This window comes from Hyphobacterium sp. CCMP332, from assembly GCA_014323545.1.
Lineage (GTDB): Bacteria > Bacteroidota > Bacteroidia > Cytophagales > CCMP332 > CCMP332.
This window is the reverse complement of the sequence record CP058647.1, coordinates 524,263-544,684: the sequence shown is the minus strand read 5'-3', so window position 1 is coordinate 544,684 and position 20,422 is coordinate 524,263. Positions and strand designations below refer to the sequence as shown.

Genomic DNA, 20,422 nt, shown 5'->3' with positions numbered 1-20,422 from the left:
AATTATGGCTCAGTCATATTCTGTTGTTACTACCAAGGGTTCAATCCTTTATGGAAGTGAAAAACAAGAATTGAGCAGAGGAGCAAAAGTTGATTTGAATGAATCACTGACTTTTAAAGATCCACAAGCTATGGCCGTATTGATTAGCTCAAAAGGTGAACGCTTCATTCTTAAAAGTCAAAGCAGTGCTGAAAGAGACTCTGAGTTGATGGCCACAATTAAGGATGTTCTGGTTCCAATGAAAAGGATGTCTGCATTGACTACCAGAGGCTCTGAAGATCATAAGATCATAGATTTGGAGGCGATGATTGGTGATAAAAATTTTGTTTTTATAGGGGAAGAAATGATTCTAACACTGGATCCTGCCTATTATCCAATGGATGATCAACGTTATTTTATATTTTCATATTTTCTGGGAAAAGAAGCGGTTAATAAAAAAGTATATTTTGAGGATAATCTGCTGATATTTAGACCGGATCAGCTTTTTAATTTCAATGGAGAGCCGGTTGACCATTCTCAAATTGCCGAGGCTAAACTTTTTTATAGAGATGAAATTAAAAAAGACACCCGATTGATTTCTTCATTCAAACCAATAGTACTATCTGAAGAAAGGTTAAAGGGAGAATGTGATATTTTGATATCCTTTTATAAAGATGCAGAAATGGATAAAGAGTCAATAAAGCTTGAAATTAATGATTATCTCAATTCATTTTACGGCAAAACATCCAGAGAAGCAGTAGCACATTGGATAGATAAAAGCTTTCAATTCTAATACATGAGCCGCAAAATTTTATTGTGGCTTGTTTCGGCAATACATGCTATTTTTCTCATTGTTGTAAGTTACTACTGGCATAAACAGCCATTTTTGTATGACGAAGAGCTTACTTTACTGCGGATAAGTTCATATTTCAAACGTTTAGTACTTCATATCGATGATAAACCGGATATGTCTAAATACCTTTTTATTGACATTTCGTGGGAAAAAATGCTGGTCGATAAATATGATGAATACGGGTTTCCTATTGGAAAAGAAGCGGTCACATCAAGACCTGTTCTATTAGATTTTTTCCGGAGAGTTGCAAAATTCAATGATGGTCCTAAATTTATTGTTTGCGATATCTTTTTCGATGTGCCTACTGAATATGATAGGGATCTGGAAAAAGAAATAAATAAGTTTGATAATATTTTATGCGTTTCGCTTTACGATAGTCAATACGATACAGCATATTACCCTGTTTTAGATGTGCCAACAGCTACAACATCGTTTGAAACTTCCGAAGGTGTATTTCTTAAAACAAAACTTGTATTTGCCGATACAATTAAGACACTCCCTGTACAATTGTATGAATATACTGAAGGCAAAAAACTAAGGGCTGATGATCATTTTAATTGGTCTACATTTAAAATTAATCTTAATTCTTTTGTTGTAGATCATGGTGTCAGGAATTATGACCTTTTTGAATCAGAAATCACAAGAAAAGTTTACTTGTCGGAATTACTCTTATTGGATGATGAAAGTATTGAAAAAATAGTTAAGGATAAACTAATTTTTATAGGGGATTACGAGGATAATGATTTAGTTGAAACGATTTACGGTGATCTTCCCGGGCCAATTATATTGGTAAATATTTATAACTCAATAATTAATAAAGCCAATCAAATCAATGCCTTATTTATTGTATACCTGCTATTAGGCTATTTTTTTGTGTCCTATATCTGTTTTAGCAATGATAGTATTTTTGATATTCTTACCGATAAACTATCGAGTAAATACAAGATTAATGCTGATTTATTAAGTTTTGGAGGGTATTTACTTTATTTCTTTTTAATGAGTTTTATTTCCTATCTCATTTTTGATTTTATCTTGACTATTTTACTATTTTCTCTTTATATGGAGATTTTTGAGAGGCTTAAAACCATGTTTGAGAAATATGTACTGGTTCATTTTTTCAAATTGAACTCGTAAAAAGCATTTGTTACAGAGTCGCCGCTTTCTATTTCATCAATTTTAATTGCGGCATAAACGGCTCTTTCACTTGAATGAAAAATAATTATATCATCTTCCTGGATATTTATCATTTGATCAAGTTTCTGACCTGATTCGTATGCCTCTATTAATTTGGACAAGGTTGCATTGGGATAATCAAAGCCATTAAACCGAACAAATTTGCCATTGGTATTACTTCTCCAGATTCTGGTGAGGTTTACCGTTGTGTCGGCCAATTCATAAATATCTACTGTATTTGTATCGAGAAGTGCTGTATCCGTAAATACTGCAACTCTGTTTATCAAATCAAATCCATCTGGATTTTGAGTAAGTTTCGGATAAATTCTATGACCTGTAGTTTCTGTGAGAGGAACTTCTAATGAATCATAAATTATCAGAGCCGATCGAAATTGCGTGGTTGATTTTCCATCACTGGTATATACTTTGAATTCAAAATCATATTCTCTGGACTGATCCAAAGGTCTCGGAAAGCCAAAATTGTATTCAAAAAAACTACCTGAAATTGCGCTATCGAAAACAATGCTACGATTAACTTCATTTTCTTCTCTTACAGCTATCGTAAATCTGCTTAAATTATCTGTAGAGCTTTGAGAGCGCGTAAAGAATATTACCGGTTCATCAATAGGATAAACTTTAAAAATATCCTGAGGAACAACATCAAGTATCAAAAAATCATTGTCGTCGTTACAGGATAGGGGTATAAGAAGAATGCCAATTGCAAAAAGCAAATTGGCATTCATTTTAAAAAATTGCTTAATCAATGTTAATTCTGTTTTAACTTATAAGCTTTAGCTTTAACATTAATTGTTATTTTCCTACCCAGGAACATTCTTTGAATTTCCTCATTTACCTGATAAGGAATTATAAATTCCAGGTCAGGATACTTTTCCTGAGCGTCGTAAAGCGCCCTGCTCAAAGGAGCATTTTGAATAGGAAGGAAACTTCTTCCATTAAAAGTAAGAAATGTTGTTCTGGTTAGATTATTAAACCTTGGTTCATGGTATCTTCTTGTTCCCCAAACATATTGGGTATAACTTATTGTACCATCAATTTCTCCAATGTATTCAAAATCATTCCAGAATAATCTCAGATCCACAGAAGCATTCAAAGGTGAACCTTGAATACTTTTTTTAATAAATACACCTCTACCACACGATGATATTACAATCACAAGTGCGATCAGCAGCATACTGTATTTTTGATTTTTCAAAAAATTATGCATATCAGATTCTGTTTTTTCAATTAGTTAGAAAAGAAGTAACTCAATGTTACACGCACTTGATTATCAAGATTGTAAGTTCTGGAACTTAATGATTCAAAAAGCGGCACGGTGGCACCTCCGTTAAATGCAGTAATATCACCAGGACGCACAAAAAATTCATTGCTTACGAAAGTTCCTGTACCATCGTCCTGTTCTTGAACTACTTTATATCTTTTGAAAGCATAACCCTTTCCTATTATTCCGTACTCAAGACCCAATGCCAAAGGCAAATCTGCGATAAAAAACTGCATTCCAACGAATCCGCCTGCTCCGTAAAGCAATGAGGTACCTTTCACATCATTTAAGATTGTGTTACCATCATTCCTTTCCTGAGAGTTAATTGATCGCTGAATATGCGTTCCCAATAGCGCTTCGACTCCTACATAGATGTCAATTAGGTTGGTTGGGTTAAAGTGCTTCTCAACACCCGGCTTAATTGCATAATCCCTTTCGGAATTCTTAGACTCTATCCGAACAATATCTGTCGGTTGAGGTGCAGTTCCCGTAGCAAAGAATAAGTCTCCTTTCTCAACTGATTTGTCTTTTGCAGCAACCAATCCGATTCTGTAGACAACGTCATTGGAATTATAATACTTGAAATTGACAAGTGAGAAATTTGGAACTTCCAATTCATCAGAAGGATTTTCATCACCTGCTATATCATCAAGAATACTTTGAGCATCAAAAACATCTACGGCCAAAAATATACCCATGTCACCGGCTAAAGGTCTTGTACCTGTAGAGTAATTTGAAGGATTGCTCTGACGTTGTGATAGTTGAGCAAATGTCATTTCAGACAAAAACACAACTGATACCAAAACAAGTAGTAATTTTTTCATACTGAATAAGGTTTATTTAAATGAAAGCTTAAAAATTAACTTCTACTAAAGTAGTATTTTCTTATTTCAAAGCAAATGAAAATCAAAGATTATACAATTATATATATGTTTTAGCTTAAGCAAAGTGTACGCTTTTATTTTTTCTGTTCTTAAATGAACAGTTTATATCCTCAAAATACGTTTAAATGACTCCCAATTAGCCTTTCCTTGTTTTGTATGGTCTTTGTTATAAGGAAGTGAAACAAACTATAGAATCATGAATCTTAAACGCACTTTAACATCAATTACCTTTTTATTAGTATTTACAATTGCCTATGCTCAGGGGCCACCACCAATAACTCAACCTCAGGCCAGTCCACGTGCTGAGATTAGTCAAACGATTGGAATAACTACCGTCAGCATTGATTACGGACGTCCTGCTGTAAAGGAAAGGGAAATACTAGGCAAGCTTGTTCCATTTGATCAAATATGGAGAGCAGGTGCAAATGAAAACACGAGAATATCATTTGACAAACCTGTCGTTCTGGGAGAAAAGACTATACCTGCCGGTACATACGGCTTACATATGATTCCTTCCCAAGAAGATTGGACTGTCATTATAAGTAAGGATCATGAGTCATGGGGAAGTTATTTTTATTCGGAAGACAATGACGTCACACGCTTAAAGGCAAATATGACGAAGACAGATTATTCACAGGAAAGATTAGCCTATGGTTTTGATAATATTTCAAGCAACGGAGCAGATGTTTTTTTGCATTGGTCCACTTTTAAAGTCTCGTTTCCGATAAAGATTAATACCAATGATCTTATTATCAAACATATTGAAGATGAGTACTTAAAGAATATTGCCGGATTTTTTTGGCAGGGATTTAACAATGCTGCTAATTATGCCATTGTTAACAACATTGCTTTGGATAAAGGACTAGCCTGGGCAGATCAATCAATTTCTATCAACAAGAACTTTGCAAATATGAGCACCAAAAGTTTGATTTTAAGAATGCAAGGAAAAGCCAAAGAAGCTGATGAATTTATTGAGAAAGCTATGCCAATGGCTGATGAAAACGCAATGAATACCTACGGTTATGGTCTGCTTTATAATCTTAAAGATGTGGATGCAGCAATAAAAGTATTTCAAAAGAATGTAAAGGACTATCCAGAATCATGGAATGTATATGATAGTCTTGCAGAGGCTTATCAAACCAAAGGAAATAAGAAAGAAGCGATTAAATATTATAAGAAGGCATTGTCGATGGCACCCGAGCAGCAAAGGAATCGGATTAAATCAACAATTGACTCACTCAGCAGCTAAAGCTAAATTTACAGCCCTCTTCGGAGGGCTTTTTATTGTATTGCGTTGACAAGCTTGCCCTGCTCCATAAAATTACTAGAATATAATAACCCGGCATTTCGCAATGCATCGGCGCTGTATTCAAAAGATATTTTATTTTCAGATGATTTATAGAAATTAATCATAGACCCTCTTTTGCAGGCATTCGGTGCTTCACTTACGATTAATACTGATTGATTTTGATATTGTTTAACAACTTTTGCCAACTGATAGGATTTTTGATTTGGAATATAAATCAATTGACAATCAAGTAAATGATCTGCGTCTTCAAAAAAATAATAAGCGATATTTGAGCCATTGGCATGTTCAGGTTTAATATTGCTCATAGAAATCTTATTGTAAATATTCCTTTCACCTAAAATTCCAATTTTGAATTCATGTCTCTTTGAATCCTTTGGCCATTCAATATTCTTAATGAAATTTTTTAAATAAAGAAATTTAAGCCTTTGCTCTTCTCCGGGATTGTAATTTGCCGATTTGAAACCCACAAATAGCAATAACACTAAAAGGAGATAAAATAACCTCATATGACGATAGTAATGGAATTAATAATAATCTAAGTTCAATGTTAAAAAGAAGTAGTGAAAAAGGGTAATGCTTATTAGAATAATTACTATTTAGGTAATAAAATCAATAAAATTCAACTATTTATTTTTGATTAATTTGAATTCCACTCGTCTATTGAGTTTCATTGTTTCTTCGCTTTCATTGCTGGCTATTGGTTGAGTGCCACCATATCCTTTAGTTTCAATTCGGGCGGGATTTATTCCCTTATTTATTAAATATTTTTTGATTGTATTCGCTCTTTTTTCACTTAATATATAGTTTAGATAGGCATTTCCCGAATTATCTGTATGCCCAGCGATTTGAATATTTAGGTCTTCATTTTTATTTAAAATTTGAGCCACATAGTCCAGGTCTCCGTAGGATTGATCCAGGAGTTCGGGCGTTCCTCTTTTAAATAAGACATGTTCAAATTGTATCGATTTGCCTATTTCCAAACTATCGAGGAAAATTTCTTCTTCCAGTTTAATTCCAAAATGGCGATTCTCAAAAATGATAGTTTTTGTCTGAGGTAGAAAATATTGTGATCTTACATTAATTTCCACGGTATCTAACCACTCGCAGCTAATTTCTAAAACACTATCTCTTTCAAGATAAATGCTGTCGCTTTTGATTCGATTTTTGTAAATAACCAAACTTGGAATAGCTTGATTGTTCGATCTGTTTTTGGTGCTAATTATAAGGATGTTATTCGTGCTGTCCAGTAAATGAGTATTTAATGAATCAACGGCATTTATTGTATCGGATAAATTTGCGCTGATGTTTGAATCAATAATTACATTTATTTCTCCAATTGAATCAATCGTTGTGCTTATCTTTTCAACAGGTTTTACTGCTAAGATCAAAGAATCCAATTCCGATTTGTCGAGTTTTAAACCAAAAATATCTGATTGACCATCGCTGGTTCTGGACGATACTACAAGAAATGGAATTTGACTTATACCGGTCTTCCTAAAAGACATTTCCATTCCCATGGTATTTACATTAGCCCCTAAGTTGACCGGTGAAGACCATTTGGTCCATGTACTGTCCAATCGATAAGAAACCCAAATATCCTTACTTCCAAAACCACCTGGATGCCCATTTGAAGAAAAATACAAAGTGCGATCATCATCATCCAGAAAGGGTGTAAATTCTTCATATGGCGTATTAATTGAATTGCCCAGGTTTTTCGGCTCAGTCCATGAATTGTTGTCATTTCTAAATGACACATAAATATCTTCTACACCATAGCTGAAATAACTTTGCATTGATATTAGCATAATATCCCCATGTTTGTTTAAACAAAATGATTGATCGCTGGACTTGTTATTAAAGTATTTTATGCTTTGCCTAATGGGTATGGACCATTTTCCTTCGTTGAATTCTGTGGTGAATATTCCAAAAATGGCTTGGCCTGCATTATTTAAAATAGCTTTTTGGAAATAAATGAGCCCCTTTGAATCGACATGGTAAATCTCATTATCAAATCGATTATTAATGGATAAGGATATTGGGTTATTAGACCAGCTCGTGCCATTCCATTCTGCTAAAAACGCATCTGTATCGCCAGCCTTGTTTCTTTTACTAAAGAACAGCTGTTTGGAAGTACTTTCAACAAAAGGCGAAGAATCGTCAAATTCACTATTGATGCTATCCAAAGCTATTAATGCTGTATTTTCTAATTTCTGAGATAAAACAATATTGTTAGAAAAAGCTGTGAAAAGTATTAATATCAAAATGAGTTTCTTCATTCTCATTCAAAGTTTATAAATAGTTCTTTCAATTTGTACAGTTCCGAGCATAAGTGTATCAAATCGTACATTTTAGTTGTTGTTAATTTTTATAAAATATTTATAAAACACAGATATACAGATAGTTATTAATTTGGTATAAGAATTGTCTTACAGGAAAAAGAATTTATTCAGTATGAAAAAATCATTTTTTTCTCTGGCCTTTCTTTCATTAATATTTTTTACATCGAGTAAAATTACTTATTCACAATCCTTATCCACTTTTTTTCAAATTAATATTTCTGATGAAAGAAACGATATCAGTCAGAAAGAAGAAATAGCGGTTGATGCAATTGAGGAAAATGGAAATCCCGATTCTTTTAAAAAATCCAATGATTCCCAGGCTTTAAGAACTGAAAAATCAGTCACTCAGCCAATATCCTCAAGAATTTCCATTGGTCTGGGCAAAGCATTGTTTGAAAAGTATATTAAATAGCTCATTTCTCTGCCAACCTTTCTTTAAAATGAGTAGTGTCAACATGATTTGAGATTTCATCAATTTTGACTTTAAGATCAATTAGGAATTTTTTGTAGGAATCAGCATCTCTGTTAAATGGTATATGATTTAAGGCTTTGTTTATCTTATAAACTTTATGTGCAATCTGTTTCGTTGAATCATTAAAATATGATTCGCTAAATTTTTGAAATACATAATTGACAGCAATTGAATTTGGATGGATCAGGTCTTCATTGTAAAACCTGTAATCCCGAAGATCATCTAAAACCAATTCATAAGCAGGGAAATATTCAACATTGTCAAATTCGTTTAATATCTCATGGACTGATGCAATTAACATGGCTTTGCTGATGCTATTTTGTTCAAATCCATCTGCTAAATAGCGAACAGGGCTTACTGTAATAATAACTTTAACTTCCGGCTTTATTTTACTCAATTGGCTGTGCATTGAGCGAAATGCCTGCGTAATTTCTTTTACTGTTAGAATTCGCGAATCAAATTCATTTTGAGAAACTTTGTGACAATTAGCCACTATCAAATCTGTTTTTTTATGCGTATAGATCTTTGCTGAGCCCAGTGTTAAAATTAGATAATCAGCAGACTTGATTTTTTGATTTAGAAATTTAAGCCGGTCCTTTAAAAGAGAGGTTAAGCTTGTTCTATCATTAGCTGAAATATCGGAATGAGATAAAAAGCTCATCCATTGGCCATCTCTCTCTATAAATGTATTCTCAAAATCTAATTCTGTATAATTAAGAGCTCTGAAAATTGAAATTGGATTGTAAAATGTACCGTAGGGATTATTGACAATGTCGAATTGTAATTCAGACATCCGCTCAGTTATATTTGTCGAAAAGCAAGATCCGACAGAGATTATTTTGGAATTATAATCAATGTCCCATTTTGATTTAGGATACTTTAATTCGGTACGAAACTGCATAAAAAAAGGCGCTAATGCGCCTTTAAATATCAATAATTATCTTGAGAAATTAATCTTCCGCAATAACCGAGATTTTTAGATTATGCTTAATTTCTTTATGCAAATCAATGACAGCAGTATAGTCGCCTACAAATTTAATGTCTTCATTGAATTGAATTTTCTTTCTGTCTATATCTATGCCTTTTTCTTTTAAGGCATCTGCTACCTGCAAGGTAGTGATAGCACCAAATATTTTACCTTTCTCTCCAACTTTGGCCTTCAATGTAACTACATCATCACCAATTTTATCTGATAAAGCTTCTGCTTCTTTTCTAACCTTTTCGATTTTATGAGCCGCTTGCTTTAGATTTTCTTCAAGGACTTTTTTATTCGATTCACTTGCTATGATCGCTTTACCTTGAGGGATAAGAAAGTTTCTTCCATATCCTGGTTTTACATCGATAAGGTCATTTTTATAACCTAATCCCTGAATATCTTCTTTTAAAATAATTTCCATTGCCTATTATTTTAATGAATCTCCTACATAAGGTAATAAAGCAAGTTGTCTTGCTCTTTTTATCGCAGTAGATAATTTTCTTTGATACTTAAGGCTTGTGCCTGTGATTCTCCTAGGTGTAACTTTTCCCTGCTCATTCACAAATTTCAAGAGGAAATTTGGGTCCTTGTAATCAATATATCGAATATTGTTTTTTTTGAACCAGCAGAACTTTTTTCGTTTTCTTTCCTGGTTAATAGGTTCATTGACAAGTGTCATAGTATTTCTGCTTTTTTCTGATCAAGATTTTTTTGCTTCTCTCTTCTTCTTTCGTTGTACTTAATACCGTCTATATCAAGTTTAACAGTAAGAAATCTCATTATTGCTTCATCCCGGCTAAACTCAACTTCCAAAGATTCAATCATAGAACCTTCGCATTCGAATTCTACCAATTGGTAAAAACCAGTTGATTTATGCTGAATTGGGTAAGCTAATTTTCTTAGTCCCCAGTTCTCTTCGTGAATGACTTTGGCCTTATTTTCTTTCAAAAAGGCAAGATATCTTTCCACTGTTTCTTTCATTTGTTGTTCTGAAAGAACAGGAGTCATTATAAATATTGTTTCAAATCTCGTTACGGCCATAAAATGCTGCTCAAATTTTTGGGAGTGCAAATGTAGAAATTAATTGTTTACAATCAAAAGAAACTATTAAGAACATATTGTTATTATTGATCTTTATTCTAATTCTATAAACGGGTATCAAAGATGACGCAAAAAGAAGAAATTGCCAAGAATATTCAATCAATTAAAAAAGAGAATAGAGCGTATAAATTTACCCTTGTTGCTGTTAGTAAAACAAAGCCAAATGAATTTGTTATGGAAGCATATAATTCAGGGCAAAGGGATTTTGGTGAAAATAAGGTTCAGGAATTGCTTCCTAAATTCGAGGAATTGCCCAAAGACATCCTTTGGCATTTCATCGGACATTTGCAGAGAAATAAAGTCAAATTAATAATACCTTTTGTTCATTTGATACACTCCGTAGATTCTTTGAGACTGATGAAGGAAATCAACAAACAAGCACTTAAGGAAGACAAAATAATTGATTGTTTACTACAATTGTTTATTGCAAAAGAAGAAACAAAATACGGACTCGATGAGGATGAGCTGAAAGGTATTTTAGATGATCATTTAGAAAAATTTAAAAATGTCAATGTCAAAGGCTTAATGGGCATGGCTACTTTTACTGAAGATCAATCAATCATAGATTCTGAGTTTAGATATTTAAAAGAGAAATTTGATGCAATTAAGAAAGATTATACTCTTCCTAATTTAAACATGGATATCCTATCAATGGGAATGAGCCATGACTACCAGATTGCATTAAAAAATGGCAGCAATATGTTAAGAATTGGAAGCACAATATTTGGAGCAAGAAATTGATGAAAACAAAATATATAGCAGTAACAGGAGCCATATTTTGTGCTTTAGCAGTTGTGTTTGGTGCTTTCGGTGCACATGCATTAAATAATCTCTTGACGAGTAACGGAAAACTTGAAACTTATAAAACTGCAGTTATTTATCACATTTTTCATGCGGTGTCAATTTTGATTTTATCTGTTCTAAATACTTCAATTAAAATTGAGAACATCAAATTGATTTATTGGTGCTTTGTCGCAGGCTTACTACTATTTTCAGGCTCTCTCTATGCACTTGCTATAAGCGGAATATCTAAAATTGGAATCATTACACCTTTTGGTGGTGTATTGTTTATTCTTGCGTGGTTATTACTAACTTATCAATTATTGAAGAAATGAAGAGTGCTTTATTGGCTATAGGAATTATTTTTTTCCTGTCTTGTAATGAAGGGCAGACTAATAAAGAAGGAATTATTGAAAAAAGTAAAATGACAAATATTCTTGTAGATATTCATATCGCCGAGGCCAAAGTGAATCAGGCAAAACTACCCATGGATTCAGCTCTGAGCTATTACAAATATCTGGAATCCAATATTTATGAGAAGTATGAGATTGATTCCGCACAGTTTAATTCAAGTATGCATTACTATGCTGAAAATATTAAAGAGCTTGATAAAATATATGAGACGGTCCTTGACAGTTTAAATTTAAGATCAGCGGAAAAGGACAAACATGAAAATAACTAAAACCGAAATTTTTTTCTGTACCAAATCGGTTCTCCGATTTTATTTCTGACTATTGCAATAACCAATATACTCAGTATTGCAATTGCAAAACCGGCATAAACGTCCTTAAAATAATGTTGACTTAAATAAATCCTGGAATAGCCTCCCAAAAATGCCAATACAAGCATTAAAAACTTCAGAAACTTATTTTTGACTATCAGTGCTAAAAAAAAGAAAATTAACATGGCGGAAGTTGAATGTCCTGATGGAAAGCTTCTGGCCATGTGTACATCAACGCCTTCAACTAAATGGACCAATTCAGAACCCAATTCTGACAATGGTCTTTTAGCATCCGCAAAAATCAAGCGCTTTCCCGACTGAACAAAGAGGGTAGAAACACCCGCAGAAAAAGCAAAGTCAAGCGCATAACCATACCTAATGAATAATAAAAGTATAAAAATGACCGCATAAAAAATTCCATCTCCAAGATAGGTGGCATACCTAAAAAATTGGTCAATAAACACACCCAGATCTCCATTTAAAATAAGAAAAATCTCCTTATTACTTTTTATGAACATAAGCAATGCTCCAAGGACAAAAAAAGCTATCATGCTGATAAATAATATGTTCTGGCTTTTGAAATCGAGATTAAAAGATTGTTTATCCATGTTCATGACATGCAAATATCAAAATTTGTATAGATATACTAAGGGATTGTTAATTTCACGCTATGGATTTGATTAAGCTTGGAAACTCGGATTTAGATATAAATCCAATTGCTTTCGGAGCATGGGCTATAGGTGGAGCCGCCTGGGGTGGCAATGATGAAAAGGATTCTTTTGATGCAATTTGTGCTGCCATCGATAATGAACTTGTGACCATTGATACTGCACCAATTTACGGCTATGGAAAAAGCGAAGAAATTATTGGTAAAGTAATTAAAAACAGAGGGAGACGGGATCACTTAAGAATACTAACCAAATTTGGGATCAATTGGAATATCAAAAAGGGCAAATTTTATTTTACCGGATCTCACAATGGTCAGGATCTGGATGTTTACTTGTATTCAGGCAAAGACGGTGTCATCGAAGAATGTGAGGCAAGTTTAAAAAGATTGCAAACAGATTATATTGATCTTTATCAAGTCCATAGGCCCGATCCAACTACCGATATTTCCGAGACAATGGAAGCTATGGAATTACTAAAAACTCAAGGTAAAATACGGGAAGGGGCTGTTAGTAATTATAATTTGGAGCAGCTTAAGAAAGCCGTCAATCATTTTCCTGTACTTTCAAATCAGCTTTCATACAGTATGCTTGAAAGAGACATCGAAAAAGATATGGTTCCATTTTGCATGGAACAGAATATTGGAATTCTTGCTTACAGTCCTTTGCAAAGAGGAATATTAACCGGTAAATACAGAGGAAAAATAAACTGGGATGAAGACGATCATCGAAAGGATACTAAGTGGTTTCAGCCTGAAAACCGTGAAAAAATTAATGCATTTCTCGGTAAAGTTCAGCCGATTGCAAACGATCATGGAATGTCTTTAAGTCAGCTAGTTATTAATTGGACCATTAAGCAGAAAGGTATTACATGCACCTTGTTGGGAGGAAGAAATTCTGCACAGGTTGAACAAAACATTAAATCACTTGACTTTAATTTAAGTGAAGCAGAAATTCAAATCATTGATCAGGAACTATCACAATTAAAACTGACAGATTAATAATAGTCAGGAGATTCCGAAGGATCATCATCTTCATCATCAAAATCATCTCCATCACTGTTTTTCTTTTTTTTCAGTCTTACACTTATACTATCATCATCTTCATTGTCCTCCTCCTCACCTTTCTCAGAATCTTCAAAATCAGAATCAGCGATGTTCAGTGCAAATTCCTCTTTTAAATTTCCATCCTTATCGTAATCATCATCGTCCTCGATAATTTTGTTGGCCTGTGAGATAGTCATTCTAATGAGATAGTAAATTTCTTCCGTTTCAAATGGCAATGCGCTAACCTTGTTGCCCTCTTTATTGACAAACGATACTAGATTATCAGCATAACCATAAGGATATTTTTGTTTTAGTCTGACCAATACATCCTCAGGAAGTTTGTCGTAATCTTTTACAATTCTTTTTTTGTCCATTTTAACATTATGGATTTCAATGTTGAAAAAACAAAATAAAATCTATATAAATCAAGCCTCTGAAATTAAATTTTAGATTTTTTTGTCAAAAATAAGATAGAATCAGCTTCATTAATCGATTTTGAATTTCAAAATGAAATAAATTAAAGAAATGAATATTATTTGTCACTCATTTCTATTTTTGGAAGTATGGACATCAATTTTAATAAAAACGAAGACTCATTGAAACTTTTGATTCACGATTTGAAACAAAAGCGCAAAAAAGTTCATCTGGGTGGTGGTGAAAAGAAAATTGAAAAGCAACACCAAAAAGGTAAACTTACTGCCAGGGAAAGAATAGATTATTTGATTGATGATAAAAGTGAGTTTCTTGAAATAGGTGAATTCGCCGGTGAGGGGATGTATGAAGAACATGGGGGTTGCCCAAGTGGAGGTGTTATAACGGGAATCGGTTACATTCAAGGAAAACAAAGTGTAATTGTTGCCAATGATGCTACAGTGAAAGCGGGTGCCTGGTTTCCAATTACTGCTAAAAAGAACCTGAGGGCACAGGAAATTTCCATAGAAAATAATTTACCGATTGTTTACTTAGTGGACAGTGCAGGTGTGTACTTACCAATGCAGGATGAAATATTTCCTGATAAAGAACATTTTGGAAGAATGTTTAGAAATAATGCAATAATGAGCAGCAAGGGTATTGTTCAGATTGCAGCAATTATGGGCTCATGTGTAGCGGGCGGGGCTTATTTACCGATTATGTCCGATGAAGCGATGATTGTTGAAGGTACCGGATCTATATTTCTCGCCGGTTCATATCTGGTAAAAGCTGCAATCGGTGAAGATATTGACAATGAAACACTGGGGGGTGCGAGCACGCATTGTGAAATTTCAGGAGTAACTGATTACAAACACCCTGATGATAAAACTTGCCTCGATTCAATTCGAAATATTTTTGATAAAATTGGAGAATCGGAAAATGCGGGTTTTAGCAGGAAAAAGAGCTCAGAACCTAAGAAAAAAGCAGAAGATATTTACGGTATCATGCCGGCCGACAGGGTAAAACCTTATGATATGATGGACATCATAGAACGCTTAATTGATGATTCAGAATTTGAAGAGTATAAAAAACTATATGGACAATCGATCATTTGTGGTCTGGCGCGAGTTGATGGCTGGGCTGTAGGAATAGTAGCCAATCAGCGAAAAATTGTGAAAAATAAAAAGGGCGAAATGCAGATGGGTGGAGTGATATATTCTGATTCTGCGGATAAAGCTGCTCGATTTATAATGAATTGCAACCAGAAAAAGATTCCACTTGTTTTTTTACAGGATGTTTCAGGATTTATGGTAGGAAGCAGAGCAGAACATGGGGGGATTATTAAAGACGGGGCAAAAATGGTAAGTGCCATGTCCAATTCAGTTGTTCCGAAATTCACTTTTATTTTAGGTAATTCATATGGAGCAGGAAATTATGCCATGTGTGGAAAAGCTTATGACCCCAGATTGATATATGCATGGCCAAGCGCTCAAATGGCAGTTATGAGCGGTGCAAGTGCAGCAAAAACACTGCTTCAAATCAAAGTATCATCCTTAAAAGCCAAAGGCGAAACAATAGACAAGAAAACTGAAGAAAAACTGTTAAAAGATATTCAGGACAAATATTTTGAGCAGCTATCTCCATATTATGCAGCTTCGCGGTTATGGGTGGATGGAATTATAGATCCGCTTGAAACTCGAAAAGTAATATCGATGGGTATAGAAGCTGCAAATCACAAGAAAGTCGAAAAATATAACGTTGGTGTAATTCAAACATGAAAAAAAAGGAGATAAAGGCTTTAATTTCATTGTTGGAGGATGATGACCCGGTTGTTCACACAGAAATAATGAAACAAATTCATCATTTGGGAGAAAGAGCGATCCCTTATCTTGAAGAACAATGGGAAAATACACTTGATATTTCACTTCAAACAAGAATTGAGGATGTTATACACAAATTGCAGTTCGACCAATTGGAAAAAAGACTCATTGATTGGAAGGATAATGAGCAAAATGACCTTTTAAAAGGGATGTGGCTTATAGCGACTTATCAGTACCCTGATCTAAGTTTGGAAAATGTGTCAGCAAAACTAGATCAACTGTATTATGAAGCCTGGAGTAATTTCAAAGAAGACCTCCAACCCATGGATAAGGTACGGATTTTGAATCATGTCATTTTTAACAAATTTAAATTTTCGGCAAATACCAGAAGTTTTCATTCACCGGCCAACTCAATGATTAATCAGGTTTTGGAAAGCAGAAAAGGTAATCCAATCTCTTTGTGTGTAGTATATATGTTATTAGGGCAAAGATTAAAAATGCCACTTTACGGTGTAAACCTTCCCAATCTTTTTATCCTTATCCACAAGGAAGAAGAATTTAGTTTCTATATCAATGTTTTTAATAAAGGATTGATTTTCAGCAAAGATGATATCGATCATTACCTGGATCAGTTAAAAATGGAACCGGTGGATTCATTTTACGAACCCTGTAACAATCTTGCTATTATTCAAAGAGTATTGAGAAATTTAATGGTTAGTTTTAAAAAAACAGGTGATCTCGACAAACTTGAAGAAGTTGAACAATTACTCATGGCTATCACCTAAATGGCAAAATGTGAGAAGCTCTTTTTCAAAAATCCTATAATTGACCTTAATTCCTATAATTTTATTCGGGTTTATCCTAACCCAAGTATTAAAACTGTCTTCTTCTTTGATTTCGATTATTTCACAATCGATTTGCTCCTTGAAAATTAAACCGGGAATTCCCAGCATTTTGTATACACTTTCTTTTGCTGACCAGATCAATGTGAGTGCGGGAATATTTTGGGAAAACTGTTTTTTTTCTTTTGTGGTCAAAAACTTATCCTGAATGCGAATAATCTTTTCGCGAAATAACTCCACATCGATGCCGCAGGAATAATTTGAAAACATAACTGCGGCAATATTTTTATTGTGACTTAGGCTTACATGTAAAGTAGATTCCCGCAAGTATGGTTTGCCTTCCTGATTTTTTAAAATTTCATTAACCTTCTCTTTTTTAATTTGTTTTTTACATTGTGAGGCCAGCCACCTAGCACTTAGCCATTGATTTTTGTATGTGGGATTCGTAATTAATTTTAGTTCACGCAGCTCTTCTTTATGTAGAAATAAATTTGGCGATATATTCGAAGACCTAATGACAGGTGCGATCCCTACCATATTATTGTCATCATTGAGCAGTATTTCAAATTTGTATGACAATTGTGGATCGAACTAATTAAAAATTAACATTAACTTTTGATAAGTTTGGTTAAAGAAAAGCAAATCTAATGAAAGGGATATGAGTTCCGAAAGTTCTTTTATAATATCAATGAGAAAAATCGTTGAGGATTCCCATGATCCAAAAGCTAAGATTTTTGATGTTTTTATTCAAGTAATGATTCTAATTTCGATCATTACATTTTCCTTAGAAACAGTACCTGGTCTTGCAGAAACTTATAGCACTACCTTTTACATACTTGAAATAGTATCCGTTAGCATTTTTACGGCGGAGTATATATTGCGAATTGTAATTGCAAAAAACCGGGTGAAGTTTATTTTTAGCTTTTTTGGTATAGTGGATTTACTTGCGATTCTTCCATTCTATCTGACCCTTGGAATTGACTTAAGAACAATAAGAATACTGAGATTTTTGAGATTGTTCAGAATGTTTGAATTGACCAAGTTTCACACAGCAACTGAAAGGATCACCACAGCTTTAAGATTGGCGAGGGAAGAACTGATCTTGTTTCTGATGTTAAGCGGCACATTGATTTACGTAAGTGCAGTAGGAATATACTATTTTGAGAATGAAGCTCAACCCGATTCTTTTTCATCGATTTTTCACAGTCTTTGGTGGGCAGTAATAACTTTAACAACGGTGGGATATGGAGATGTTTATCCAATTACTCTAGGAGGACGGATGTTTACATTTTTGATATTGATCATTGGTGTGGGAATAATTTCTATACCTGCCGGATTAATAGCGGCAGCACTAAATCAGGCAAGAAGGGTGGAGGAAGAAAAAAAATCCAGTAAGCGTCCTCGATCGATGTGATGGATAAGTTTGATGTAAAAAAAATAGACACGTTAAAAGGTCATAAAGACTCTGTCTTTGCCCTGGATTTTCACAAAGTGGATAATTTGATATTTTCTGCATCCTCAGATGGTATGGTGGTACTTTGGGATATTAGTCAAAAGAATTTTGGAAAGATCATAGCAAGAGTCCCTGCATCAGTTTATGCTATAAAGTATATCAGTAATAAAAATCATCTATTAATAGCTCAAAATTTTGACGGCCTTCATTTAATTGATCTTGAAACAAATAAGGAAAAAACCTCTGTTCAATTATCAAAATCCTATTTATTTGATATACAGTATAACAATCAATATATAATAGTTGCTGAAGGTCAGGGTCGATTATTTTTACTGGAACGAGAAACACTAAAAGTTCTGCATGTTTGGGATGAAACAGATAAAAGTGCGCGGAGCATTTCTCTACTTGATAATATAGCTGCCGTTGGTTACAGCGACAATACAATTCGGCTATTTGATATTGATAAAAGAAAGAAAATTGACGAATGGACGGCCCATGAAAACTCGGTTTTCAAGGTGCTCTTTTCTGAAGATGGAACCCTTATGAGTTCCTCACGCGATGCCCATTTAAAATTTTGGAAAATTGACGGTCAATTAGAAGAAGATATTATTGCCCATATGTACGCAATAAATGATATTTGCCTGAGTCCTGATTTGAATTATTTGGCCACATGCAGTATGGACAAAACAATTAAGATTTGGGATTATAAAAACAAGAAATTACTTAAGGTCATTGATAAAGCAAGACACGCCGGACATGGCACTTCAGTCAATAAACTGCTCTGGACAAATTTTAACAATTATATTGTATCTTGTAGCGATGACAGAAGCCTTAGTATTTGGGAAATAAATAAGTCTATAAAATGAAAATTACGCCCTTAGAAATAAGACAAAAAGAATTTAACAAAAACTTCCGGGGATATGATAAAGATGAGGTGAGTGCCTTCCTTCAGTCGCTGTCATCAGAATGGGAAAAACTTCAGACTGAATATCAAAATACACTTAAAAAACTCGAAGAGTCAGAAAAGGAAGTTCAAAAATTAAAAGAGGTTGAGAGTTCTCTTTTTAAAACCTTAAAAACGGCAGAAGATACCGGAGCCAATATGGTTGAACAAAGTAAGCAGGCTGCCGAATTGCATTTGAAAGAAGCAAAGATGCAGGTTGAATCGATGCTCAACGATGCCAATAACAAAGCCCGAAATATTATTGAAGAGGCAGAAGATCTTGCTGCAAGTACCTTTCAAAATTTGGTCGATGAATTAAAAGATCTGGAGGATAATTTCAAAAGCATAGAAAAGATGAGAGAAGATTTTATGCAAGACATGAAAAATTCTGCCAATGATATTCTCGATAGATTGAAAAAAATGGAATCCAGAACGAATTCCAGTGAGAATCTGGCTGCTAAAATAAAAGAGACTAAAAAAGAATTTAAAGGAAAAAAAGTTGTGAAAGACTTAATTCCCAAAGAGGCAAAACAAGAAAAAGAAGTAAAGGAATCCGAAAATAAGGAAGAAACAACAAAGGACATGGAGGAAGAAAAACTTCAGGAAAATAAGCAGGAAGAAGATCAGAAAAAATCCAAAGGCGGGTCTTTTTTTGATGAAATAAATCAATAATGGCAGAAATTCGTTTAAATGGCATTGAATTTTTTGCCTATCATGGACATCATGATGAAGAAAGAGTAACAGGAAATAAATACAGTGTGGACATGCGTATTATTACAGATTTGAGTAAAGCAGCTGAGTCCGACACCTTAAAAGACACCGTTAATTACGAAGTGATTTACAAAATCATTAAAGATGAGATGGCTAAACCGGCAAGACTGTTGGAACATTTATCCCACCGCATAAATCAGGAAGTTTTACTCGCCTACCCAAAAATAACTCTGGTTGAAACAGCAGTAAGTAAGTTTAATCCACCTTTAGGCGGGATATGTAAAAAAGCTACAGTAATTACAAAAGCAAAAAGTAATTAATTTCCGGATCGGAATACAAATCCGCGTGCCTCAGCATCATCCTGAAAATCAAGAACAAGACCAATTAAATACATTGCATCTTTTTTATCAATGTACACTTCAATCTCATTAATAATGAATTTATCATCTTTTTCTTTCATTTTATCAAATCCCAGAAACTGACGAACACCTGCACATCCGGCACCGTTTACGCCAATTCGCAAACCGTATCCTTCCGGGATATTCTTATTCTGCATTATATTTTTAATTTCGCCGAGCGCCTTTGGGCTTATATCGATATAGGGTTGTGCCATTTATACTGTAAAAGAAATAAAAGCAATTAAGTTTCAAACTAATGTCTAATCC

Annotated in this window: 27 protein-coding genes; 14 read left to right on the top strand and 13 right to left on the bottom strand. The window is 33.9% G+C overall.

The genetic code is table 11. The annotated features are described in order from the left end of the window. Positions 1-4 precede the first annotated feature (4 nt). Together HZR84_02340 and HZR84_02335 are read left to right on the top strand one after the other, a co-directional pair. Complete coding sequence (locus tag HZR84_02340) at positions 5-772, top strand: hypothetical protein (GenBank protein QNL20829.1); 768 nt, start codon at positions 5-7, stop codon at positions 770-772. 3 nt (positions 773-775) lie between these two features. Continuing rightward, positions 776-1,966: a CHASE2 domain-containing protein gene (locus HZR84_02335; protein ID QNL20828.1), complete on the top strand. Its 1,191-nt coding sequence runs from the start codon at positions 776-778 to the stop codon at positions 1,964-1,966. On the opposite strand, the gene HZR84_02330 is transcribed toward HZR84_02335, so the two are convergent. From HZR84_02330 to HZR84_02320, 3 genes are read right to left on the bottom strand one after another with little or no spacing between them, the layout of a single operon-like run. Continuing rightward, positions 1,942-2,748, bottom strand: a complete 807-nt coding sequence (locus HZR84_02330) for a hypothetical protein (GenBank protein ID QNL20827.1) — start codon at positions 2,746-2,748, stop codon at positions 1,942-1,944. The genes HZR84_02335 and HZR84_02330 overlap by 25 nt on opposite strands. Positions 2,749-2,771: 23 nt before the next feature. Then, on the bottom strand, positions 2,772-3,230 hold the full coding sequence (locus HZR84_02325; GenBank protein QNL20826.1) for a hypothetical protein: 459 nt from the start codon (positions 3,228-3,230) through the stop codon (positions 2,772-2,774). 20 nt (positions 3,231-3,250) lie between these two features. Continuing rightward, positions 3,251-4,108 (bottom strand): hypothetical protein, encoded by an 858-nt coding sequence (locus HZR84_02320; GenBank protein ID QNL20825.1) that lies wholly within the window; start codon positions 4,106-4,108, stop codon positions 3,251-3,253. Positions 4,109-4,364: 256 nt separating this feature from the next. Here HZR84_02320 and HZR84_02315 point away from each other — a divergent pair, with 256 nt between their 5' ends. Then, a complete protein-coding gene (locus HZR84_02315) occupies positions 4,365-5,417 on the top strand; it encodes a DUF2911 domain-containing protein (GenBank protein ID QNL20824.1) in 1,053 nt (350 codons plus the stop codon). Positions 5,418-5,449: 32 nt separating this feature from the next. Here HZR84_02315 and HZR84_02310 read toward each other — a convergent pair whose 3' ends face one another. Then, complete coding sequence (locus HZR84_02310; protein ID QNL20823.1) at positions 5,450-5,983, bottom strand: YfiR family protein; 534 nt, start codon at positions 5,981-5,983, stop codon at positions 5,450-5,452. Between the two features lie 117 nt (positions 5,984-6,100). Continuing rightward, entirely contained in the window at positions 6,101-7,753 is a 1,653-nt protein-coding gene (locus tag HZR84_02305; GenBank protein ID QNL20822.1) for an OmpA family protein, read from the bottom strand. 175 nt (positions 7,754-7,928) lie between these two features. Between HZR84_02305 and HZR84_02300 the strand changes: the two genes are divergently transcribed. Next, the gene (locus HZR84_02300; GenBank protein QNL20821.1) at positions 7,929-8,228 is read left to right on the top strand and encodes a hypothetical protein; all 300 of its coding nucleotides are present in this window, start codon (positions 7,929-7,931) and stop codon (positions 8,226-8,228) included. A gap of 1 nt (position 8,229) precedes the next feature. Here HZR84_02300 and HZR84_02295 read toward each other — a convergent pair whose 3' ends face one another. Genes HZR84_02295 through HZR84_02280 form a run of 4 tightly spaced genes read right to left on the bottom strand, consistent with a single transcriptional unit; the run spans position 8,230 to position 10,305 of the window. Continuing rightward, positions 8,230-9,189 (bottom strand): GSCFA domain-containing protein, encoded by a 960-nt coding sequence (locus HZR84_02295; GenBank protein ID QNL20820.1) that lies wholly within the window; start codon positions 9,187-9,189, stop codon positions 8,230-8,232. A 49-nt stretch (positions 9,190-9,238) separates the two neighbouring features. After that, positions 9,239-9,685, bottom strand: coding sequence for a 50S ribosomal protein L9 (locus HZR84_02290; GenBank protein QNL20819.1), 447 nt, complete (start codon positions 9,683-9,685; stop codon positions 9,239-9,241). Positions 9,686-9,691: 6 nt separating this feature from the next. Next, positions 9,692-9,943, bottom strand: coding sequence for a 30S ribosomal protein S18 (locus HZR84_02285; GenBank protein ID QNL20818.1), 252 nt, complete (start codon positions 9,941-9,943; stop codon positions 9,692-9,694). Next, positions 9,940-10,305, bottom strand: coding sequence for a 30S ribosomal protein S6 (locus HZR84_02280; protein QNL20817.1), 366 nt, complete (start codon positions 10,303-10,305; stop codon positions 9,940-9,942). The genes HZR84_02285 and HZR84_02280 overlap by 4 nt, the downstream gene beginning before the upstream one ends. A gap of 123 nt (positions 10,306-10,428) precedes the next feature. Between HZR84_02280 and HZR84_02275 the strand changes: the two genes are divergently transcribed. Genes HZR84_02275 through HZR84_02265 form a run of 3 tightly spaced genes read left to right on the top strand, consistent with a single transcriptional unit; the run spans position 10,429 to position 11,827 of the window. Next, complete coding sequence (locus tag HZR84_02275; GenBank protein QNL20816.1) at positions 10,429-11,106, top strand: YggS family pyridoxal phosphate-dependent enzyme; 678 nt, start codon at positions 10,429-10,431, stop codon at positions 11,104-11,106. After that, positions 11,106-11,480 (top strand): DUF423 domain-containing protein, encoded by a 375-nt coding sequence (locus tag HZR84_02270; GenBank protein ID QNL20815.1) that lies wholly within the window; start codon positions 11,106-11,108, stop codon positions 11,478-11,480. The genes HZR84_02275 and HZR84_02270 overlap by 1 nt, the downstream gene beginning before the upstream one ends. Beyond that, positions 11,477-11,827 carry a DUF4296 domain-containing protein gene (locus HZR84_02265; GenBank protein ID QNL20814.1) on the top strand — a complete coding sequence of 117 codons (351 nt, stop codon included), beginning with the start codon at positions 11,477-11,479 and terminating at the stop codon, positions 11,825-11,827. Before HZR84_02270 ends, HZR84_02265 begins: the two co-directional genes overlap by 4 nt. Here the strand turns inward: HZR84_02265 and HZR84_02260 are convergent. Continuing rightward, a complete protein-coding gene (locus HZR84_02260; GenBank protein QNL20813.1) occupies positions 11,824-12,480 on the bottom strand; it encodes a phosphatase PAP2 family protein in 657 nt (218 codons plus the stop codon). The two genes, HZR84_02265 and HZR84_02260, sit on opposite strands and share 4 nt — an antisense overlap. A gap of 56 nt (positions 12,481-12,536) precedes the next feature. On the opposite strand from HZR84_02260, the gene HZR84_02255 reads away from it, so the two are divergent. Continuing rightward, on the top strand, positions 12,537-13,532 hold the full coding sequence (locus HZR84_02255) for an aldo/keto reductase (protein ID QNL20812.1): 996 nt from the start codon (positions 12,537-12,539) through the stop codon (positions 13,530-13,532). On the opposite strand, the gene HZR84_02250 is transcribed toward HZR84_02255, so the two are convergent. Then, on the bottom strand, positions 13,529-13,951 hold the full coding sequence (locus HZR84_02250) for a hypothetical protein (protein QNL20811.1): 423 nt from the start codon (positions 13,949-13,951) through the stop codon (positions 13,529-13,531). The genes HZR84_02255 and HZR84_02250 overlap by 4 nt on opposite strands. Positions 13,952-14,140: 189 nt before the next feature. On the opposite strand from HZR84_02250, the gene HZR84_02245 reads away from it, so the two are divergent. Both HZR84_02245 and HZR84_02240 read left to right on the top strand, forming a co-directional pair. Continuing rightward, positions 14,141-15,766: an acyl-CoA carboxylase subunit beta gene (locus tag HZR84_02245; protein QNL23162.1), complete on the top strand. Its 1,626-nt coding sequence runs from the start codon at positions 14,141-14,143 to the stop codon at positions 15,764-15,766. Beyond that, a complete protein-coding gene (locus tag HZR84_02240; protein QNL20810.1) occupies positions 15,763-16,593 on the top strand; it encodes a hypothetical protein in 831 nt (276 codons plus the stop codon). The genes HZR84_02245 and HZR84_02240 overlap by 4 nt, the downstream gene beginning before the upstream one ends. On the opposite strand, the gene HZR84_02235 is transcribed toward HZR84_02240, so the two are convergent. After that, positions 16,573-17,229: a 4'-phosphopantetheinyl transferase superfamily protein gene (locus HZR84_02235; protein QNL20809.1), complete on the bottom strand. Its 657-nt coding sequence runs from the start codon at positions 17,227-17,229 to the stop codon at positions 16,573-16,575. The two genes, HZR84_02240 and HZR84_02235, sit on opposite strands and share 21 nt — an antisense overlap. Before the next feature lie 79 nt (positions 17,230-17,308). Here HZR84_02235 and HZR84_02230 point away from each other — a divergent pair, with 79 nt between their 5' ends. The 4 genes from HZR84_02230 to folB are packed head-to-tail and all read left to right on the top strand — an operon-like array spanning position 17,309 to position 20,077. Beyond that, positions 17,309-18,064 carry an ion transporter gene (locus HZR84_02230; GenBank protein QNL20808.1) on the top strand — a complete coding sequence of 252 codons (756 nt, stop codon included), beginning with the start codon at positions 17,309-17,311 and terminating at the stop codon, positions 18,062-18,064. Beyond that, on the top strand, positions 18,064-18,969 hold the full coding sequence (locus HZR84_02225) for a WD40 repeat domain-containing protein (GenBank protein QNL20807.1): 906 nt from the start codon (positions 18,064-18,066) through the stop codon (positions 18,967-18,969). The genes HZR84_02230 and HZR84_02225 overlap by 1 nt, the downstream gene beginning before the upstream one ends. Beyond that, positions 18,966-19,718 (top strand): DivIVA domain-containing protein, encoded by a 753-nt coding sequence (locus HZR84_02220; protein ID QNL20806.1) that lies wholly within the window; start codon positions 18,966-18,968, stop codon positions 19,716-19,718. The genes HZR84_02225 and HZR84_02220 overlap by 4 nt, the downstream gene beginning before the upstream one ends. After that, positions 19,718-20,077, top strand: coding sequence for a dihydroneopterin aldolase (folB, locus tag HZR84_02215; protein QNL20805.1), 360 nt, complete (start codon positions 19,718-19,720; stop codon positions 20,075-20,077). The genes HZR84_02220 and folB overlap by 1 nt, the downstream gene beginning before the upstream one ends. Here folB and HZR84_02210 read toward each other — a convergent pair. Further along, positions 20,074-20,370 (bottom strand): iron-sulfur cluster assembly accessory protein, encoded by a 297-nt coding sequence (locus HZR84_02210; GenBank protein ID QNL20804.1) that lies wholly within the window; start codon positions 20,368-20,370, stop codon positions 20,074-20,076. The two genes, folB and HZR84_02210, sit on opposite strands and share 4 nt — an antisense overlap. Positions 20,371-20,422: the final 52 nt, after the last annotated feature.